10 protein-coding genes and 4 pseudogenes are annotated in these 19813 nt (G+C 32.5%); 8 read left to right on the forward strand and 6 right to left on the reverse strand.

Features of this window, described 5'->3' with window-relative positions:
* Positions 1-14: 14 nt before the first annotated feature.
* Positions 15-4304: a hypothetical protein gene (locus wTpre_RS05735; protein ID WP_179945513.1), complete on the forward strand. Its 4290-nt coding sequence runs from the start codon at positions 15-17 to the stop codon at positions 4302-4304.
* Positions 4305-4819: 515 nt separating this feature from the next.
* Here the strand turns inward: wTpre_RS05735 and wTpre_RS05740 are convergent.
* The 3 genes and pseudogenes from wTpre_RS05740 to wTpre_RS05435 form a co-directional block, all read right to left on the reverse strand.
* Positions 4820-4987, reverse strand: a complete 168-nt coding sequence (locus wTpre_RS05740) for a hypothetical protein (protein WP_157055024.1) — start codon at positions 4985-4987, stop codon at positions 4820-4822.
* Positions 4988-5084: 97 nt separating this feature from the next.
* Positions 5085-5435: a hypothetical protein gene (locus wTpre_RS05430; protein ID WP_068652524.1), complete on the reverse strand. Its 351-nt coding sequence runs from the start codon at positions 5433-5435 to the stop codon at positions 5085-5087.
* Between the two features lie 210 nt (positions 5436-5645).
* Positions 5646-6424, reverse strand: a pseudogene (locus wTpre_RS05435) (IS982 family transposase).
* Between the two features lie 534 nt (positions 6425-6958).
* Between wTpre_RS05435 and wTpre_RS05440 the strand changes: the two are divergent.
* The 3 genes and pseudogenes from wTpre_RS05440 to wTpre_RS05450 all read left to right on the forward strand — a co-directional run bounded on the left by wTpre_RS05440 (position 6959) and on the right by wTpre_RS05450 (position 10658).
* A complete protein-coding gene (locus wTpre_RS05440; RefSeq protein ID WP_068652526.1) occupies positions 6959-8416 on the forward strand; it encodes a hypothetical protein in 1458 nt (485 codons plus the stop codon).
* A 24-nt stretch (positions 8417-8440) separates the two neighbouring features.
* Positions 8441-8635 (forward strand): annotated as a pseudogene (locus tag wTpre_RS07105) (Rpn family recombination-promoting nuclease/putative transposase); the annotation flags it as partial.
* A 76-nt stretch (positions 8636-8711) separates the two neighbouring features.
* The gene (locus wTpre_RS05450) at positions 8712-10658 is read left to right on the forward strand and encodes an ankyrin repeat domain-containing protein (protein ID WP_068652528.1); all 1947 of its coding nucleotides are present in this window, start codon (positions 8712-8714) and stop codon (positions 10656-10658) included.
* Positions 10659-10981: 323 nt separating this feature from the next.
* Here wTpre_RS05450 and wTpre_RS05455 read toward each other — a convergent pair.
* A pseudogene (locus wTpre_RS05455) lies at positions 10982-12146 on the reverse strand (recombinase family protein); the annotation flags it as partial.
* 67 nt (positions 12147-12213) lie between these two features.
* On the opposite strand from wTpre_RS05455, the pseudogene wTpre_RS05750 reads away from it, so the two are divergent.
* From wTpre_RS05750 to wTpre_RS05465, 3 genes and pseudogenes are all read left to right on the forward strand, one after another.
* Positions 12214-13054, forward strand: a pseudogene (locus tag wTpre_RS05750) (transposase family protein).
* 356 nt (positions 13055-13410) lie between these two features.
* Positions 13411-14943: a UDP-N-acetylmuramoyl-L-alanine--D-glutamate ligase gene (gene murD, locus wTpre_RS05460; RefSeq protein ID WP_068652532.1), complete on the forward strand. Its 1533-nt coding sequence runs from the start codon at positions 13411-13413 to the stop codon at positions 14941-14943.
* An 18-nt stretch (positions 14944-14961) separates the two neighbouring features.
* Positions 14962-15552: a COQ9 family protein gene (locus tag wTpre_RS05465; RefSeq protein ID WP_068652534.1), complete on the forward strand. Its 591-nt coding sequence runs from the start codon at positions 14962-14964 to the stop codon at positions 15550-15552.
* 357 nt (positions 15553-15909) lie between these two features.
* Here wTpre_RS05465 and wTpre_RS07335 read toward each other — a convergent pair whose 3' ends face one another.
* A complete protein-coding gene (locus wTpre_RS07335; RefSeq protein ID WP_157055030.1) occupies positions 15910-16131 on the reverse strand; it encodes a hypothetical protein in 222 nt (73 codons plus the stop codon).
* 387 nt (positions 16132-16518) lie between these two features.
* Between wTpre_RS07335 and wTpre_RS05475 the strand changes: the two genes are divergently transcribed.
* A complete protein-coding gene (locus wTpre_RS05475) occupies positions 16519-17859 on the forward strand; it encodes an ankyrin repeat domain-containing protein (RefSeq protein ID WP_068652536.1) in 1341 nt (446 codons plus the stop codon).
* A gap of 918 nt (positions 17860-18777) precedes the next feature.
* Here wTpre_RS05475 and wTpre_RS05485 read toward each other — a convergent pair.
* Positions 18778-19806, reverse strand: a complete 1029-nt coding sequence (locus wTpre_RS05485; RefSeq protein ID WP_068652538.1) for a class I SAM-dependent methyltransferase — start codon at positions 19804-19806, stop codon at positions 18778-18780.
* Positions 19807-19813: the final 7 nt, after the last annotated feature.

Below are 19813 nucleotides of genomic sequence, written 5' to 3' on the forward strand. Positions count from 1 at the left end.
TCTCCCACGAAGAATTGCGAGACTTCTTAGAAAGTGAAGAAGCAAGAAAGACGGTACGTGTTATCTCTTTAAGTCCAGAACTAATCAGTGACGATTATGATCTTGGTGCTGTTTTCTCTTCCCTTGATGTAGATTATCTTGAATCGATTAACTTGGTAGCAAGAGAAGGTAGCGAGGGAGGTGTATCTAATCCGGATTTTGGTGAACTTCGTTCCTCTCTTAGAAAATGGAAGAATATTTATTCCATAAATATAAGGGGTAACCGAGGTATTACTGTAGATGCGCTAGTAAAATTGTTTTTGTTTAAAGGTGCTAAGGGATTGTCTTCTCTTGATATGAGCAGTATCGATATACTAGGTGATATTTACCCACCTCTCTGCTCTCTTAAAAATCTTTCTCATCTTTATTTGAGAGGAAGTCTAACTAAGCAAGGGAGCTTGAAAGCTTTGATCGAGAGCGGTTGTATAATAACACTTACCTGTCTTGATTTAAGTAACAATGCTATTAGTAATCAAGATCTAGTTGCTCTAGTTAATAGCAATCATATCCAAAACCTTACTCGTCTTTACCTCAATGATAACAATATTGATGATCAAGGTCTTAAACTTTTAGTGCAGAGCAAAAATCTGTCAAAACTTAGTAGTCTCGACTTGAGCAATAATTCCATTGAATTTTCGGATGTAAATTCTTTATATAAAATTAATCTTAGGTCTCTTATCTCTATTGATCTAAGCCGTAACTCTAAGGGTAGAAGGGTTTCATTTGTCTCTACTCCACTCAATATTGATTACAGAAATATTACCTCTCTTAATTTATCTTTTTCATTTTTGATTACTGTTGATGTTATAGAAGGCTTATTTCATCAAGGTAATTTAGAAAACCTTGATTTTCTTGATCTCAGTGGCAACAGCGTTAAATGTGAGGTTATGAAAGCTTTAGCTAATTCTATGATTAAGCAACTTACACAACTTCATTTAAATAAATGTTCAATTGCTAATGAAGATTTAACTTTATTAGGTAATAGTAGCTGGATTAAGCATGTGCGCCACCTTTCATTAAGTGATAATAAACTTAATCTCTTAGTTTTCAATCTACTTAGTAGATGCCAAGGTTTTGACGGTCTTACACTGATTGATTTAAGTGGTATTAGATCTGAGAAGGTGAAAAATGGTCTAATTCAAGGTAATATTAGAAACATTACCTCGCTTTTTTTAGCAAATTCAAACATTGATAATGATATTTTGAAAACTTTAGTTGATGTTTTTGATCTTAAAAAGCTTATTTGTATTGACTTAACAAATACTCGCGTTTCTTTTCCATTCATAAAAGATTTAATCAAATCCCATCTTACAAGTCTTCTTTCACTAGGATTCTCTTTTGAGAATTGCACAATTGAAGAAATGTATAGTAACATCAATTCTTTAAGTAAAGTCGTTGCTGAAAGATTGGAAGTAACTTTTTTTAATCATCCTCTAGGAAAAGATATCACGAAATTTAGGACTATAGTCTCTGGATCTGGAGATAGATTGCACAATCATGATTCTATAGCGCAACAAGTCGAAGATCGCTCCCTTAATACAGACAACCTTTCAAATATGACAAACAGTGATAAATCATCCTTAAACGACCTTATTCATCGTTCAAAAAATGCTATTGATTTACCTAGTATTGTTATTAGTCAAGACAAAGATATATATCTTGATGGTGATTTGAGAGAGTATTCTCAAGTACAGCGAGAAGAGACGTGTACTCGTTTTCAAGAAGGAAATACAATCCAACTGATGAATTCTTCATCGTTTTTAAACCTATCAGAAACTTGTGTTAATAAAAAAAAAATCGTAAAACATCGGTTTATTGGTGATCATATCAATGATAGTGTCAGGTTATCAGAGTGGATCCAATCATCTTGTAAATCTTTTTCCAATAATATTCCACTTGGACAAAATCACACAACATTTGAATTGTCATTTTCTTTTCTTCATTTAGATTGTTTGAAATTTTTTGTTAATAAAAACCTTGGTTCTCTTGTGGAGATTGTTTTTTCTCACTGTAAAATCGGCGATGAGGGTGCAAAGTTTTTGTCTGAAAATCTTCCGCGCACATTTAACACAATCACTATACAATCCTGCGACATAACTCATATTGGTATATCTTATTTATTTAAGAGAGGTCTCTCATATATTAAGGCTTCGGACTGTATTCCAACAGCTTATAATGTTGATACCTCCACTCAGTATAATCCCTTACCTCCATCATCTAAAAGTGTAACTTTTGCTAATGGTTCTAGGTTGATTTTTAAGAATATGGGCATCTCTGGGGGGAGTTTTAAGAAGTATTTCTTGTCAGGTGAGGTGAATTTCTCTGGAGTTGTTCAGCTTGATTTAGAAAAAAATTCCATTAACAAAGATGATCTTCTTGCTCTATCTAAACAATTTATTGGCAATCTTTCAAAATTAAATTTAGCTGGTAACGGGCTTGATGATGAGTGTGCAACAGTTTTAAAAAGTTGTTGCTTTCCGGAATATATGGAACTTAATTTAGGAGATAATAATATTGGTAATAGAGGTTTACAATCTTTGCTTGAAGCTGGTTTTTTTGAAAAGCTTTCTGTGCTTCGTATGCACAATAACAGATTTAATTATGAAGGTTGGAGAACTTCAAAAATTCTTACTTTTGAAGCCCTTCAGTACCTAAATTTATCTGACAATTCTATTGGTTCTCAGGGTGCAGAACTTATAGCTTCTCATAAATATCCAAGGCTTGAAAAGCTTTATATTAGTAATGCTGCTCTTGGTGACGAAGGTGTGAGATTTTTAACAGGAAATAGTTTTCCGTTACTTGCCTGTGCTGCTTTAAGTTCTAATAATATTGGCAATATAGGCGTAATAAGTTTGGTCGATAAGATGTGGCCAAAGCTTATTAGTTTGACTTTAACAGGTAATCCCATTGGGTGTTCAGGTGTGTTAGCTTTTGCCCGTAGAAATTCGCAAGAGCTAAAAACGCTTTATCTAGATGTCTTTTCTCATATCCCTCCCGAATGTATAGCGAGTTTATTCAGGTCTAACCTTGATGTTCTGAGTATTCGAGTTCCTACTAAATGTAAAATTGATGTGGAAACATATGAGAATATTAGACCTATAGATAACAATGAGGAAATAACTTTTTCTGCAAATTCTAAGTTTACCTGTGTAGATACACGTATGCCTGGTGGAAGTTTTGCAAAATATTTCTTGCATGGTAGAGTTAATTGTGGAGGTTTTTCTAAACTTGACTTATCAGGGAATACTCTCTCCATAGATGATATTTGCGCCTTGGACGCTGCTAATATGAAACAACTTGATGTTCTCAACTTAAAAGATACTAATATTAATGACGAAAGTTTACAAAGGTTAAGTAGTATTGGTTTTATGAGAATTCGGGAGATTGATTTATCTGATAATTCTATTAGTGGTGAGGGTGCTTTGAATTCTCTTTCTAATTGTGCTTGGAAAAGCACTGTAAAAGTTTTCCTTCATAATAACATAAATATTAATGAAAAACACAAAATTGAGATAAAGAATTCTTGCGTAGTTAATGTCTATTTTGATCTGGAATATAGTGAACACCGTAATTCATCTCGCAATTCATCACGTAATTCATCACGTAATTCATCACGTAATTCATCACGTAATTCATCACGTAATTCATCATGTAATTCATCACGTAATTCATCACGTAATTCGTCTTGTGGTTCATTACATGGTTCACTAGATGACTGGTCAAGTGATTCAATTTTTAACGTAAAGTTGAATAATTTACGTACAAGTTCACCTAATCTAAATCCCTTGTCAGATGGGTTGATTGAGAAGGCTGTGTCTTTCACTTATAATGATGATGAAACCTATCCTTTTCTTTCTGGAGCTATTGCTGAAGAGGTTCTAGAGAATGCTGATGGCTATAATAAAGAAATTACACGTATTGATGATATAGAAATGAATGGCGATAATGCATTAAATGCACCTCTTCATTCCTCAGCTGAATATATTTCTACTGCTAATGAAAATTTATCTTCCAGTGCTATTGATGTTGATGAAAATATGGTTTGCGGTAGTACTTCTTTGTTGAAGAGAAGATCTGAGGTTCAATCTATATCGCCATTTAAGCAGGAAATAAAACGCCCCAGAGTTGAAGATCATAATTTTATTACCGATGATAGAGACAAAGCAAGGTTAGGATCTGATAATCTTAGCATGCCACGATCCGTCTTGATAGATTCTCAGGCTGGTAGTCTTTCTGGCTTTGGTAGATGTAATGACGGACGCTAGCAGAATATATTGATGAAGGGAGTATTAAAAACTTTGTGTGCCACATTATGAGATTGTGAGTAAATTAAGCGAATCTCAAGTGAATACCAAGGCTTTTTCTGTCCTGATATTAATACTTAAAAAGGTATACAAATGGTTTGAATAAAGTAGCAGTATAATCATGGATGAACAAGTATTGATTTCTTAACATGTAATACCAATAAATTTGAATAATATAGCTACTTTCAACACCCAAAAACAGCACACACGAGAAGAGTGCGTTTTATGGTTTCTTGGTCTAGCCTAAATGTGATGCGCGATTTCTAGAGATGTATTAATCCCTTGAGCACTGCTACTCTCAAGTGTACTTGAAGATCTATCATAGTGGTATATGCCTGCAAAGGAATAATCAAACAACATAAACTACAAACGTTAACTGCTATTCCTACTACTACTATTTCCAAACAAACCGTAATAACCATTCCTAAGACGTAACAAGAACAGCCAAAATGAGACACTTATTTTTTGTGCATTCTCTACAGTAGTATCTTTTGATAACGTTTTATACTCATCTTTTTCTTTGATTGTTTGTAACCTATTTTTACCTTTTTATTATTTTTGACAACATCTTCTTCTAGATTTTTAATTATAACACTGTCATCTAAATACATTAGTGCACAATTTCGTAATAATGTACTATTCAAGTCTTCAGCAGTGAGCTTACCAAATATTGCTCCTATAAAATTAGAGAGATCTTTTTCATCAAAATTTTAAGCAATTCAAAAAAAACATAAAAATTACTTATCCCAAGATTGTATCAATATTAGCAACTTTTGCTTGATAGAAGGTTTCTATTATACTTCTTTTGAACAAATTACTATGGGATAAACTACCGTATGAATTAAGTAATATAATTGGTAAATTATTTATAGTAAAACCACCTACATTAGCAACAGATTTTTCTGGCGGAGCGCTTACTTGAGAGTCTATAGCTTGCCTAAGTTTGCCTAACTTTTCTTCTATACAAACATACTTTTGATCTATAACTTTTCTAATGAGCATGTCAAGTAACATTATCGTACCATTTACATCCATTTTTGCATTTACTTGTGAGATTGGACTTGGAGTGCTCTCAGGTTTAGAACTTAACAATCCACTTACAGAGCTTTTTACCTAGTCAAATAAATCATTTATAGCTCTTTTTACAATAATCCGAACAGATCGTAATATGCTACTTGCCTGCTATAGCCATCAACAGATATCTTATCGTATTCAGACTGTTATAAGAAAGCCATATCTATATAGATAGCCATATTTTCACCACTTATAACCTATTGAAACCCCAGTTATGGATTATCCAAGTCAATAAAGCTTAGAAATAGAGGGCTTTTTCGACTGCATGGAATACGAAACTAATGTTGAAAAATATGTACCAAAAACTTATGGGAGATCTGTGCCGAAGCTCAAATTTATTTTTCAAACAACCAAAACTGTCTCAATAATCAACATTTTTCTTAATAGAATCTTCTCTTTTAAAGAAATTAGTGTGTTTTTCATGCCTTTTTTCACTTTAGTGGCGAGTTTTAGACCTCTATCGAAGAGTTTCTCAAAGAGGTCCTTCTTCTTTATCTCCGAACAAAAGTCCTGTCAATTTTTTAGTCAAATTTGGTGCAGGTTTTCTGTCGTCAACGCTGCCTTTAGTTAGCTTAATAACTTGAACTTCGCCTATTTCATTGATTACCAGATGCAATTTAAAACCGAACATAGGTAGTCTTTCCTATATTTGCCAACTCTTTGAAAACTTTGTTTTTTGCGATCCTTTTTGCGTGGCAAACAGCGATTGCAGTTGTATCACTATAGAGTGTTTGCTTGCTCGCAGAACCACTGCAAAAGCATTGCCAAATACCATAAAACCCTGGTTTTAGAGCAATAAATCTATGATAGTAAGGGGGTTTTGAAAACTCAGAACTGTACAATAATTTAAGATAACTCAAGTAAAAAACTTGAAATTTTTGCGCGGCGATTGGTGGTAGAGTAAGATTATAGTAAGTATTTCTGGCACGGTAATTTCAGGTATTCTTGTTTTTTTTGCCACTTGATAGAAGCTTTTCTGAAAGTTTTTCATCAGCAATGTGACAAATATCTTATATGAAACAGTAAAATATCTTTCTTTATAGGTAACCTCTTAATTTTTGCTAAAATACCTGAGTTTACCCTATTCCTCTCTTTATTAATTCTACTTTCTAATCCATAACTGGGGTTATTAAGTTGATATCTTAAGATAGTTTCTAAAAAATTTACTACTATACTTATGGTTTTTAAGTATGATGAATTTTTCTTCTTCAGTATTACTTGGCTTTATTTTAGCTCAAAAGAGCTCATTTGAATCATTTGGTGTTTCTATTGGAGCATTTTGGGTTTCCTGCTAGTTTCTTACACGTAGATTAAGTATATTAGGATTATTATTATCTTCTTTGTCTAAAATTGTAATAAATATACGTGTGATTAATAAAGGTTCTTATAACTTACTTGTTAGATTAAGTTGTGTCTATCACATATTCTTACATTGAAAGATAAATCCTCTAACAGATAGTTTAGAAAGCAAAATAGAAAATCTACAACAGGAAAATTTTGATCTTAAAAAAAATATAGAGTTACAAAAACACTATAAGAAAATGGTAGAAGAGGAAGTAAGTGAACTTTCCAGAGAAATGCAAAACCTAGAAGAAAAAACTAAAAAGCTTGAAGTTAAATTACAAAAAAGTATAAGAAGTTTAACTGAAAATGATCAAGAAATCGAACAGCTAAAACATAAAGTAGGAATATTATTATTAGAAATTAAGAACAAAAGTGATGTAACTCAGAACTTAAATAACCAATTAAAAGAGGCAAAGAATGAAATTAAGTTAACAGACAAAATAAATAAAGAGTTACATCAAAAACTGGGTTTGACTGAAGCTGAGTTAAACAGAGTAAGAAAAGAAAGTACAATGCTGATAAACAGTATAGAGAATTTGAAAGGTCATCATGAAAATCAGATACTAGAAACAAAGAAGGAACTTAGTGACATAAGAGATCAATTGTATATTTATTTATCAGATTATAAAGAGCTATTTGCAGAATTAAGTAGTCTGCAGAAGGAAAACGAGAGTTTAAAACAGAAAAATTTCTATATTGGTAATGAAGTGTCTCTTGCAGATGAAATAAACAAAGAAAACGTAAGAGAAGACAATGTTAGCCCTTGCCCTGATTATGATGAAAGTTTTGGTGGTTGTTATAGTCAACTATTCTATACTGACGAGATAAACCGCAAAGAAAAAGGAAAAGATACTTTTCTTTTAATCCGTCAAAAAGACTCTTTTTCTCTAACAAAGGTAAAGCTGAATACAAGAGAAGAAGAAAAGTATGAAAGTATTTGGCAAAAAATAAATAAGATTCATGATTATCTAGACATTTTAGGTTGCTCTGGTAGTGAAGAAGAGTATGAGGAGTGCGAAAAAGAATTTGATAAAGTTATAAGCGCAGCACTGGAACAAGGAATAATGTTCACTTTTCCATATAAGTCTGGTATGTCCTTGATAGATCGTATAGCTGACACATTTCAAAAGCTATATTTATATGCTGAAACTACTCGAATTCATGAGTTCTTACACAAGAGCAAAATATTTCAGGTAATATCAGAAGGTGCATCTTTAAATAGATCGAGCGACGAAGAGCATGAAGATTTTGTGAACATAATTTATTCAGATTTAGACACTTTGAGTAAACGATCCGAAAACCTTTTAAAGCTTAAGGAATTAGCACTTGAAAGTATTTTAAATAAAAGTGAGCAAATTGATGGGCATGACTTTGGACTAGAAATAGATAATGGATATTTTTGCATAGATTATCCACAAAATAGTATTGTTGAAGTTGCAAGGATATTCAATAATCAAAAAGCTAAAGATTTAAATCTAAACATTGGTATACTTCAAATTGGAAACAGTATAATTAGAGTTGAAAATGTAGGAGGAAGGAGAAATTATACAGAATTATCGGGAGATGTCATTGAAATGTCTTTTACCACTGAAGTAGGAGAGATCAGTATTCATCTGTGTCCTAGTGATAAAGACAACAATAAAAAAGATAAGTGATAATGACAAGAAGAAACTTGATCAATTAAAAGAGAGTATGAAGAGCTAAACAGATTTAACTGGTCAGAAAAAGAGTTTATAGCATATGAATAGGAGACCAAGAGTATTCGTGATGAACAAGCTGCTCTTGCTCAAAAGCTTGATGATGCCAAAAAAGAAGGAAAGATTGAAGTTGCAAAAGCGATATTGACTAATAATGTTGACTTAACGACGTGGTAGTAAAAAGATTATGGTTATTGACTTAATGTTACATATTGTACATAATACATTATTTATCTTAGCTTGAGTGATAAGTATGGGTGAATTTAACGGGATAGTAAAATCTATCATCAATCTACTAAAACCAAAATCCAAACCAGAACCATCTGATTTTGAATATGAATCCATTATAGAACATTTATTATCTAAAGAGCATTTTTTAAATGAACTGATGAATGATATGTGGTACTTAGGAGCTTTACCATCAGTTAGAAACTATAATGAACCACCGTCTTTGATAGATAGCAAACTTGGATTAAATGAACAGATTTGTGTTTGGCTTGCTCTGGATCACGATCTTACACCAAGTCAAAAAATTTTAAACAAAAAGTTACTTAGTGCTCTAAAACACTTAGCTTCTAACTGTGGTTCATTTGATAATACTCAGCCACTTGAAGGATTTTTACATGATAATAAAAACAATAAAGATTTAAAAGTAATTCTTGACCTAAAAAGAGGAGAATCTCAATCAACAGTATTGCATGGGATTGCAGGAGAAAATATTGGTGGATTTCGTCGCACAGGAAATCAGGCTATAGATTTACTCCTAGAAGCAGGTGCAGATCCTAACATACAAGATAATAAAGGAAAAACACCACTATACCTTGCTGCTTCTAAAGGTCATTACGATAATGCAAACTCTCTTCTCTTGAAAGGAGCTAACCCTAATATAACAAGTAGAAAGGGGAGAACTCCAAAACAAATAGCAACTAATAAACTCCACTATGATGTTGAAGAATTATTTTTAACTGATAAACAGAAAGAGATGAATAAGGAATTGTATGACTTACTTGTACTCGATTCAGACTGCACCAAAAATTTAAAGGAGTTTTTAAGTAAGCATAAAGGAGATTCAGACCTAAAAGTGGTGCTAAATATTCGGCAAGGAATGGGTATATCAAAAGTATTTTCTTATGTCGATCTTTTTTCTTGGGACAATGAAGGCCTTATTCAAGAGTTAAGAAAGATATTTTTAGAAGCAGGAGCATTAGATCATCCTATGAATATTTATCGTCAGCAAAAGGAAGGACAGGTCAGTAAATTACTCGTTAATTTAACTTCAAATCAAAAGGAGGAGTTAAATGAGTTTTCTTATAAGGTATTTCGAGCTCAAAACATGGCTGAACTTGAAAAGATTGTAAACGATGCTGTAAAGTCTGGTGTACGATTAAACTATTCTCTTTCACAAGATTTCTTTTTAGGTAATGAGTACACTTTTACTGATTATGTGATGAAAAAAATCAGTGAGTTGGAAAAAAATCCTAAAGTTTCTAGTAGTATAATATGTCAATTAGTATCAAAAGGGGCAGTGTTTGGTAATACAGTTGATGCTAACGCACTGATATCAGAATTTAAGGAGCATAAAACTAATCTGAAAAAAGCTTATATGGATTATGTTAGCAATTCTCATAAGTTTATTGAAATCGCAAAAAGTGCAACCAATAGAAAGCTAAAAGATGTAAGAATAGACAACTCCGTTTTTTACTTAGAATATTCTAAAGATAGTAAAATAGATATTACAAAGATAACAGATGGGTTAAGGGATTTAGGTATAACCGATGGAGATGTAAAATGTGGAAGAAATATAGTAAAGATCGGTAAAAGTGAAGTAGAAATTAGAACTGAAAATGGCATAAGGAATTACACAGATCTTACAGAAGGTAGCAGTATAGAATTAACTTTCTATACTAGTTTGGGAAATATAGAAGTTAGGCTATATCCTGACGTACAGAATAAAAGCAAAATTATAGTAGAAGTGAGTAATAGAGAAGAAATATTAGAAAAATTCAAAGGTCGCGAAGAAGAGTTAGGCAATGATTGCGAGCTTGGTAACTACTGGGTCTACAATGCTATTGAACAGGGATATTTTGAAAGATCTGGTGGATTAATGCGTCCTGAAGTAATAAAGGAGTCTAACAACAAATGGAAAGAACGTGAAGAATTAAGAAGGACTTCTGATCCTGGGAGAGAAGTTTCTAGGTAGATTAATTTGCCATAAAGGTTAAAGATTATTATTTAAATATAAACTACTATAATTTATAGATTTTAGATCATTTTCTACCACTCTTGCATCCATTATGCTAAAATCTCAATTATTTATATTGATATTTTTACATAATTGATTCCGTAACATTGACTTACTTTTCTATATCAATTTCAACATCTTTTTGTGTTGCCCTTTGCATTAGCTCCTCTTGCAATAACCTTTTTTAATTTTCTGGCATATACTTTTTTCAATATTTTTTCATATTGTTGTTTTTATAAACGTTACGACGCTGAGCAGTAAAATTTCTCCCTTTGCTCACTTCACAGCATCGGTATTTCTCTTAAATCAGCTAATTTCAAACCCCTTGGATGTCTCCCATTTACTATATCTTCTTTAATCTTCGGAGCTAAATAATTAAATCTTAAAATTTGTTGTATACGTCTTGTACCGATATTAATTTTGGCGCTTGGTTCCTTCACACTTTCATATTTCCCTCTTCTATTTGTCATTTCCAGGAATGGGCTCTTACCACTGCTTTCAGTAGCGCATTATTTGTTTTTCCTTCTGGTTCTACTACTGTGCATTTATTTCCTTTCTTCTTTATTGGTATAAATTTTCCTCTGATTCAGAGTGCACTTCTATTCCTTCTCCTTTCACCATTACTTTATTTATTAACTTTTTCACTGCTTATTTCTGTTTTCCAAAGCTTAAATTTTTCCACTATTTTCCCCATTTTTCACATATCTGCTCCGCTCTCTTCATTACTTCTTTTTCCACTTCTCCAGCTATTACATTTCGGCTTCCTGATTTACAACCCTTTTCCCTTAAATGATTATTGCACACGTAATAAAGTTAATTAAATAATCGATACCTTTTATTCTCTTTTTTTGAGTATGTCAGAGTCATGTTTACATCACAGCTCCTGCACTTAATTATTCCCCTAAGTAGCGCTTCCTCATATTTTGCTTTTCTATATGGTTGATTCTTTATCAATGCCTGCGCTTTTTGCCATTTTTCCTCTTTTATTATTGCTTCATGCTTTCCCTCATACTCTTTCTCATAATGTCTGATTTTTCCCACATATATTGGATTTGTTATTATTCTTCTCACCGTTGCTTTTTTTAAGATATCCGATTTTGTTCTGTAACCTTGACTATTTAATTCCCTTGCTAGTTCTGCCATTGACTTCAGCTCCAAATATCTTTCAAATATATGCCCTACTATTTTCGCTTCTTTCTCACTCATTATTAATTCTTTATCTTTTACATCATACCCAAGTGGCAAAGTTCCACCAATCGATAAGCCTTGTTCTTTTGATGTTGCTATTTTGTTTTTTACTCTCTCGACTATCATCTCTCTTTCTAGTTGTGCTGCACCTGATAACACTGTTTGTACAAATTTTTCCATTGGCGTATTTTTGTCAAATATCTGTGTTACTGCTACAAAATTTACTCGGTGCCTTCTAAAAAATGATGTAACTTCTATAAACCTGCTGCAAAAGAGAGGGAATGGTTATAAAATAGGAGGTATAGCAAGAGAATAGAGAGGGAAGATGAGCTTAAATTACCATAATCTAAAGGAATGTCCGAGAAATTTTGGAGATGTAATAGGTTTGAAAATAGAAGAATTCGAAAAGGTTGTAGAAAGAGTGCACCCAGAGTGGGAAGAAGTTCAAGACAGAAGAAATGCCATGTCAAGATTGCCTGTATTGGAAGATAAAATACTCTGTATAATTCTATATTATTGAACTTACATAACGCACCGATTCTTGAGCTACCCATTCAACTTACATAACTCAAACATCTGCCGATTACTCAAAAAAAAATAGAACCTCTTTTGGCTAAAAAAAATCTCAATAAAAAAGGAAATAACTATGACTCCAGAAAGAATTTTGAAGATATTAGCAGATGTTACAGTATAAGCAATACAACTGCCAAAAGATAGGAAGAAAAGAAAATTTTCTTACTCCGGAAAGAAAAGATTAAACACAATGAAAATGTAAATCATTATAAGAGACGATGGACAAATTCTATCAGTGTCAAAGTCACACAGAGGTCGAATTCATGATTTTAAGATACGAAAACAGGAAAAATGTTGCTAAAAGAGAGTATAAAGTATGCTGATTATGGTTATCAAGGGTGGGAAAAATTGCAGAGTAACATTGTAATTCCATATAAAAGGTATCGAAAAAATCGCTGACCGATGATCAAAAAGAGCACAATCGAAATCTGGAATCATTTGGAATGAGAGTAGAGCATAAAATTCGTGAAATTAAGGTTTTTAAAATCATGTCGCATACCTATCGCAATTTTCAGAAGAAATACAACATGAGATTTAACATAATTGCTGGTCTGGTAAACCTCAAACATGAGTTTTATCGATCCTCCTGTTGACCTAACTCATCCTTCAATTAGTTCCATAACGTTTCGCAGTAGGTCTGTAGTTCGAAAGCTTTCTATAGGATAAGTCTCACCTGATTTACAAATAGAATTGTTATGTCAGATGTTTGCTATTTATTCTTAAGCTAATTTTAACAGCATTTTGCTTTTTTTAGTATGTAGGGGTTTTCTAGAAATTATCGTATTGAATTTTATGATGTTATTTTTGTAACATTGTTATACATATCATGGTAAGGGAGTTGGCAAAATGTTTCAAGGAGTTTTCTATTGGCTAAGGTCGTGACAATAAAGTTAAGCACTGCCAAAAACTATGGAAGAAGTCATTATAGTTTGTATTATATCTTGATAAAATGGTTCGCATAAGTTATCTAGAAGTGCAACTAAACAAATACAAAAATCAAAGTGTTGCGGTTTTCGGCCTTGGTAAAACTGGTTTGTCCGTTATTAATTCTCTAACAAAAAGCAGTGCAAAAATATATGCATGGGATGATAATAAAGAGCAAATAGCAAATGCAAAAAAGATATATAAAGAGTGTAACTATATTCATCCCAATAAGTATAATTGGCATGAGATAAGCACACTGGTTTTGAGCCCTGGAGTGCCAATACCAACGCATTGGGTAGTAAAACTTGCGAGAAGCTTTGACTGCAAAATAAAATCAGACATTGAGCTATTTCTCGAAACTAAAACTACAAGCCAGAAGGTTGTAGGCATCACCGGAACAAATGGCAAATCAACCACCACGTCACTAATAGGGCACATATTAAAATCCATAGGGAAAAAAGTAGCTATTGGCGGGAATTTAGGTGTGCCTATTTTGGATTTAGAAAGAGATGCAGAAATTTATGTAATTGAATTCTCCTCTTTTCAATTGGAGCTAATAAATAAAATTAATGTAGACATTTCTGTATTGCTCAACATCACACCAGACCACATAGATAGACATGGAAGTATGAATAACTACATAGCAACTAAATTAAAACTGATAAACAGTAGCAAGATTGCCGTGATAGGATGTGATAACAAAATTACCGCTGATGTATTCAATAAATTTACTGGGAACAAAATTCCAATTTCAGTAACATATTACCTGGTGTCATTCCAGCGTATGACCAGAAAAGAAAAACCATTGCCAACTACTCAGATGATAGAGGGTAGTGCAAGAGATCTAATATCATTGGCAGATAACAATTTGCTTGATTATAGTGAACAGATTACTGGTATAGATCGAAATTATCTGGATCCCAGTGTCAGCTACTTGGATGACAAAAGGAGTACTGAGATTCAGGAGATCTCGCTAAAACTAGAGAATCACAACTTATCAATGAGTGATATGAAAGTAAACCTAGTATCCAATGTAGAAAATATAGTAGCTGCACACGCTGTGTGCAAGTTACTTGGAGTAGATAGCAGCACTATTGTCAATGAAATCAAATCCTTTCCAGGGTTAAAACACAGAAATGAATTTCTTGGCAAAATACATAATGTACTTTTTATCAACGATAGCAAAGCAACCAATGCAGAATCGACCGAAAAGGCAATTTTATCTTATAAAAACATATATTGGATTGTTGGCGGAAAAAGCAAAAAAGGCGGAATAGAATCATTAATCAAGTATTTCACCAAGATTAAAAAAGCTTTTCTTATTGGAGAATCAACTGAAGTTTTTGCAAACATTATGGAGAACAAAATAGATTATATGAAGTGCTATAATCTAGAAAACGCATTTAAACTGGCTTTTGAAGAGGCCACAAATAGCAAAGAAGAAGTAGCGATATTACTTTCTCCTGCATGTTCTTCTTTTGATCAGTGGAAAAATTTTGAAGAGCGTGGTGAAGCATTTTGCAGAATGTTTGAAGATCTCAAGTACAATTATATGTGATGTTTAGTATAGTATTGTATGGAAAAAAAGTTAATAGTAGATGAGCTGATTAAGGTTATTCCATTTGAAGGAATAAGTGACGCAACCTTATTGAAAGTGTGCAAGAACCTTAACCTAGCCAATAGTTTTTGTAAATTTCAAAATGGAATATATAGTGCTTTGGAGTACATAGCAGAGGACTTAAATATCTCAATGGAAACTGAACTTTGGAATTCCAACTTAGAAGATATGAAGGTAAGAGAGCGGATAAAGTTAGCTGTCCAAATACGCCTTTCAAACTATGCTAAGTTACAAAGTTACAGAGAGTTTTTAAAAAATGTTTTATCATTCTCTATATTACCCCAAAATACATATTTTTCTAGTAAACTCTTGTACAGAACTGTTAGCGCGATTTGGTATGGCATTCATGATCAATCAACAGATTTTAACTACTATACAAAAAGAGCAATATTAGCTGGAGTGTACTTAAGTACGATACTTTTTTTTATCAATGATTATTCAGAAGATTTTGTAGATACCCTGTCGTTTCTTGACAAACGTATCAATAATGTCATGACATTTCAAAAGTTTAAAATCCGTTTGAATAGAATGATAAGAAACTTCTTATAGCCTCTTTACTTATACGAGTTACTCGTATTTGTATCTAAAGCTGCCTTGATTTTTATGTTAAGACAATTGAACATCCACTAACAGTGACCTTAACAAAGAACTTGGTTGAACGCAATACATTAGAGAGTAGTTTTGCTGGAAACTTGAAGTAGGCAGAATTGATACACATAAAGCTGATCCATGTACAAAAGTATCTGTTCAGATACACGACTAATGCTGTGTGATCCGTAGAGGTTATTATAATAAGAATATAAGATCAAATAGAAATTTGGATTTGCAGTAGTTTATAGACCTTATTACAATTGCAAAGGATAAATTAGTTAATCTAGGGTTAAACTACGTCTGAGTTGGATAAAACTATACAAAATGACTACTTTTAGCAGCAAACATTAGAGCGGTTTTTTCATAGTCAAAGTGAGGTAGACTAGGAGTGCTAACTACATAATTAACACCTGCGTTTGCTATTTCTACTAAGTATTTTACTACATCCAAGTGACCTACTTGAACAGCATCAAGTAAAAAGAGTGGAGCAACTATCTCCGTGAAGCTTCTTTTGCCTTTTTTTTGTTTGCTTAATATTTATAGCTAAAGCTTCAGGGTGTCATTTCAGTGCGTGATACAGAGATGTACGTAGATTGAAGATCAGTGCTTGAAACTGGAATCCAGAAATTTTTTGAGAACACAAGTTATGCTAAGTTTTTGTTGGTAAGAAAGGCTGATGTCTGGGCACTGGGATGACAGTAGTGTGAGATGGGGCTACTTGGGGATGACAAAAAAAGAATGTACTGGGATGACAAGAAATAGGGCAAATGTATAAAAATAAATATTTCTATATTCGGGAAATTGTGGACTTTAATATATCTGAATTTAGTAACTTCAATAAATTGTGATATATCTCTTACAGATTCATTCAAACTTAATTAAGTGGGAGTATTGTTAATGCGAAAAGGGTTTAATTAAAATGGTATGGCGTGTGAGGAAGACATACATCAATTGGTAGAAAGTGGATTTGATATTAACTCAAAAGATGTAAGCGGAGTCACTCTCTTACATAAGTTTATAAAAGAAGGCAATTTAGTTGGAGTAAAATCATTATTAGAGCACGAAGCTGACTTTAATGTTGTGGACAATGAAAATAGAAATCCACTGCATTATGCTATTATGCATGGACACAAAAAAATTGCTAAACTTCTTGTTAATCAACCGACAATTAATTCTAGAGACAAAAATGGATTTACTCCACTTTACCTTGCCACACTACAAGATGACACAGAATTAATGGATTTTTTAATAACAAAAGGCGCAAAAATTAATGAAAGAGATGCTGAGGAAGGCTATACTCCTCTTCACATAGCTTCACTATACGGTTCTAAAAAGAGCGTCCAGATTTTAATTGATAGCGGAGCAAATCTTGAATGTGAAGATAATAACTTTCGTACTCCTTTATTTTTGAACATTTATCAATGTACTACACATTATGAAAGTAGAGCAGAGATTATAGAATATCTGATAAAAAAAGGTGCAAACATAGAAGCAAAAGATGCAGAAAATAATACTACGCTTTTTCTAGCAGCATATAACAACAAAATGCAACTGGTAAAGCTTATTGTAAAGCAAGCAAAAGCTAGGTTAAAAGAGTTTATTTGCACAAAAAACAAACATGGTTTTGATGCACTGGATTGCGCTATTAAGCATAATAATAGGCAAATGGTAACATTTCTTGTCTCAAAGGGAATAGAAGTAGATGACCAAGATTATAGAGGTAACACCAGGTTACATAAAGCTAGCTATAATGGTGATACTAAAGCAGTTAAGTTCTTATTGGAGCTTAAGGTAAACGTTAATGCCGTCACTAGATGCAACAGAACTCCTCTGCTACTTGCAGCTAAAAAAGGCCATGTAGAAATTGTAAGAATGTTGTTAGCAGTAAAAGCCAATATGAATATTTGTGATCAACAAGGTTTTTCACCTATACATCTTACTATTCAAAAGGATTATTTTGATATAGCTCAGCTATTGATAGAAAAAGGGGCAATTAAGTATAGTAAAGATTATACTATAATAGGATTATTTATTGACAAGGCTCGTAGCAAAAAAAATTTTGAAGAAAATGAAAAAAAATTTTGTAGGTTTTTGATGCTTTACTTGAAAAAGATGCATAGTAAACACAAAGCCTTGTGTGTACTTTCAATCCTAGCTCTAAGCTTAACAATTATAGGTTTACCGTTTATTTTCAAGCCTATTGTTAAATATGGAGAAAGAAGTAAAATATATAAAAAAATTAGGGCTATGCTGATTTATATTTAAGTACAACAGGGGAACTAAGCTAAATAAAAATAGAATTAAATGTATCCGTTTAGCAGATTGGCAAAATAAAATAGACAAAACCATAAAAATAAATGGTGTCATGCAATTTGAGCTTACGCATAGATCCCACATAAATTTTTTGGTACATATTTTTTCAACATTAATTTCATATTCCATTCAAAGAATACTAATGTTGGCATATAAGTATGAATATTATGCTAATATAATTACTTTTTAGGTATACATGGCAAATTTATGCCTGGAAACAGTTTTTGTTTATTTCCTACACTTTCTTTATAAAAATCACAGGCGACTTTTATTAGCTAAAGTAAAGGTCAAGTATCTGGAATTCTGGACATAAAATCCTCCTGTATAAAAAGTTTAGAAAAAAATGCAGCGCACATATGACAGAAGTGCGTATACGCTGAAAAAGATACTCTACGTTTTTTATTGAAAAGTTAACTGAAAGTCTGCAGACAAAGATATATTTTGAGCTCTTAAAATATCTCTAATTGTCATTATAATCAGACTAAAAATATGAGGAAGTAATTTTTTTTGACAATAGATTTCTTGCACAACCAAGTGTCATACCAGCTGGGATCCAACTAAGTTGGTAAATACTTTACAACGTCTTTTGCGCGAAAAGGCTGGATGCAAGTGTCACGCACTGGCATGACATCGTCTTAGATGAAAATCAGTACGTGATGCACAAAAAATTGTGCATCAAAAGGGTGTCATTTGAGTAAATTTTTTTGTTGTAATGCCAATGTCAGCTACTTGTATGACACCTATTTGTTCCTATGATAGTCTTATCTGTCTATCTTATTTTGCTACTCTGCTGAACAGATACGTTTTTTTACCTTTTTTATTCTGTAAATTTTCTAGTATTTGTATGTTTAACATAAGAACTACACAAGACTACAAATGGTGAATCAGCATTACCTTAAAGAGAGTACCCATATTTTCAGTTAACCTTAAAAATTCACTGAAGATCTTATTCTTCTGTTCATTACTTGCATTTTTCATTAAAGCTTGTGCTCTTTCCTTTATACCAAAAAGGTGTAAAAATTCTCTTTGAGTCAAAATCTCACAATTTACGTGCATTAATGAATCGTTTAATGATTGAAAGTTCACAAGTGCAGTGATGTCACTATTACCGACGTTTTCAAGAAAATTAGTATATTTATGCTGCCTTATCGATTGCAAAGTGCTCTTATATTTAGGATATACATAACCATAATCTATAATCAGGGCAGCTCCTCCGTTATTGACTATCTTATTCTCAAGTTTCTTTAATATTTCGATTCCGGCTAGGCATACTTCCACTACTGCACCATTTAAACCCCCTGTCATTCCAGACTGGAATTGAGTTTTTGGTCTGGTTAAGCACTGGAGTAACAATGAAAGACTGCCATCATCTTGTTTTATTACTCTATTTTCATACCACTGCTCATCACGATAAATAAATTGGTCAATTGGAAGGGCGTCAAATAACTCATTTGCAAAAAAAATAGTTGGCTGATTTGGTAAGTTGTCGACATCTGTGTACCAATTAATATCTAATCCCTTTAATTTCCCCTTTTGTATTTTCTGTAAAATAGGGCTTATCTCAACTAGATGAATGTCCATTGAGCTAAAAAAACAGCTATATTTTTTGGTGACTCTTATTACATCACGAATAAGTGTTCCTTTACCTGGTCCAAGTTCAACTAGAGAAAATTTTGATGGCTTTCCTAATTTTTCCCATGTATTCATTATCCACACTGCAATTGTTTCACCAAATAGCTGACTAATTTCAGGTGCAGTAATGAAGTCACCATCTTTGCCAAGTGGTAATTTATTCATGTAATAGCCGTACTCTTTATGATATAGAGCAGCATTCATAAAATTACTGATGGATATTGATCCTTGGCTTTTATCAATTAATTCGTGTATATAAGTAAGCATATTATTA

The sequence above is a fragment of the Wolbachia endosymbiont of Trichogramma pretiosum genome (assembly GCF_001439985.1).
In the GTDB taxonomy this organism is placed as follows: Bacteria; Pseudomonadota; Alphaproteobacteria; order Rickettsiales; family Anaplasmataceae; genus Wolbachia.

Coding starts and splice junctions, on each gene's coding strand:
- murD (WP_068652532.1), top strand. CDS start 13,411: ATGGTTCGCATAAGTTATCTAGAAGTGCAACTAAACAAATACAAAAAT.
- wTpre_RS05465 (WP_068652534.1), top strand. CDS start 14,962: ATGGAAAAAAAGTTAATAGTAGATGAGCTGATTAAGGTTATTCCATTT.
- wTpre_RS05475 (WP_068652536.1), top strand. CDS start 16,519: ATGGCGTGTGAGGAAGACATACATCAATTGGTAGAAAGTGGATTTGAT.
- wTpre_RS05485 (WP_068652538.1), bottom strand. CDS start 19,806: ATGCTTACTTATATACACGAATTAATTGATAAAAGCCAAGGATCAATA.
- wTpre_RS05450 (WP_068652528.1), top strand. CDS start 8,712: ATGGGTGAATTTAACGGGATAGTAAAATCTATCATCAATCTACTAAAA.
- wTpre_RS05440 (WP_068652526.1), top strand. CDS start 6,959: ATGGTAGAAGAGGAAGTAAGTGAACTTTCCAGAGAAATGCAAAACCTA.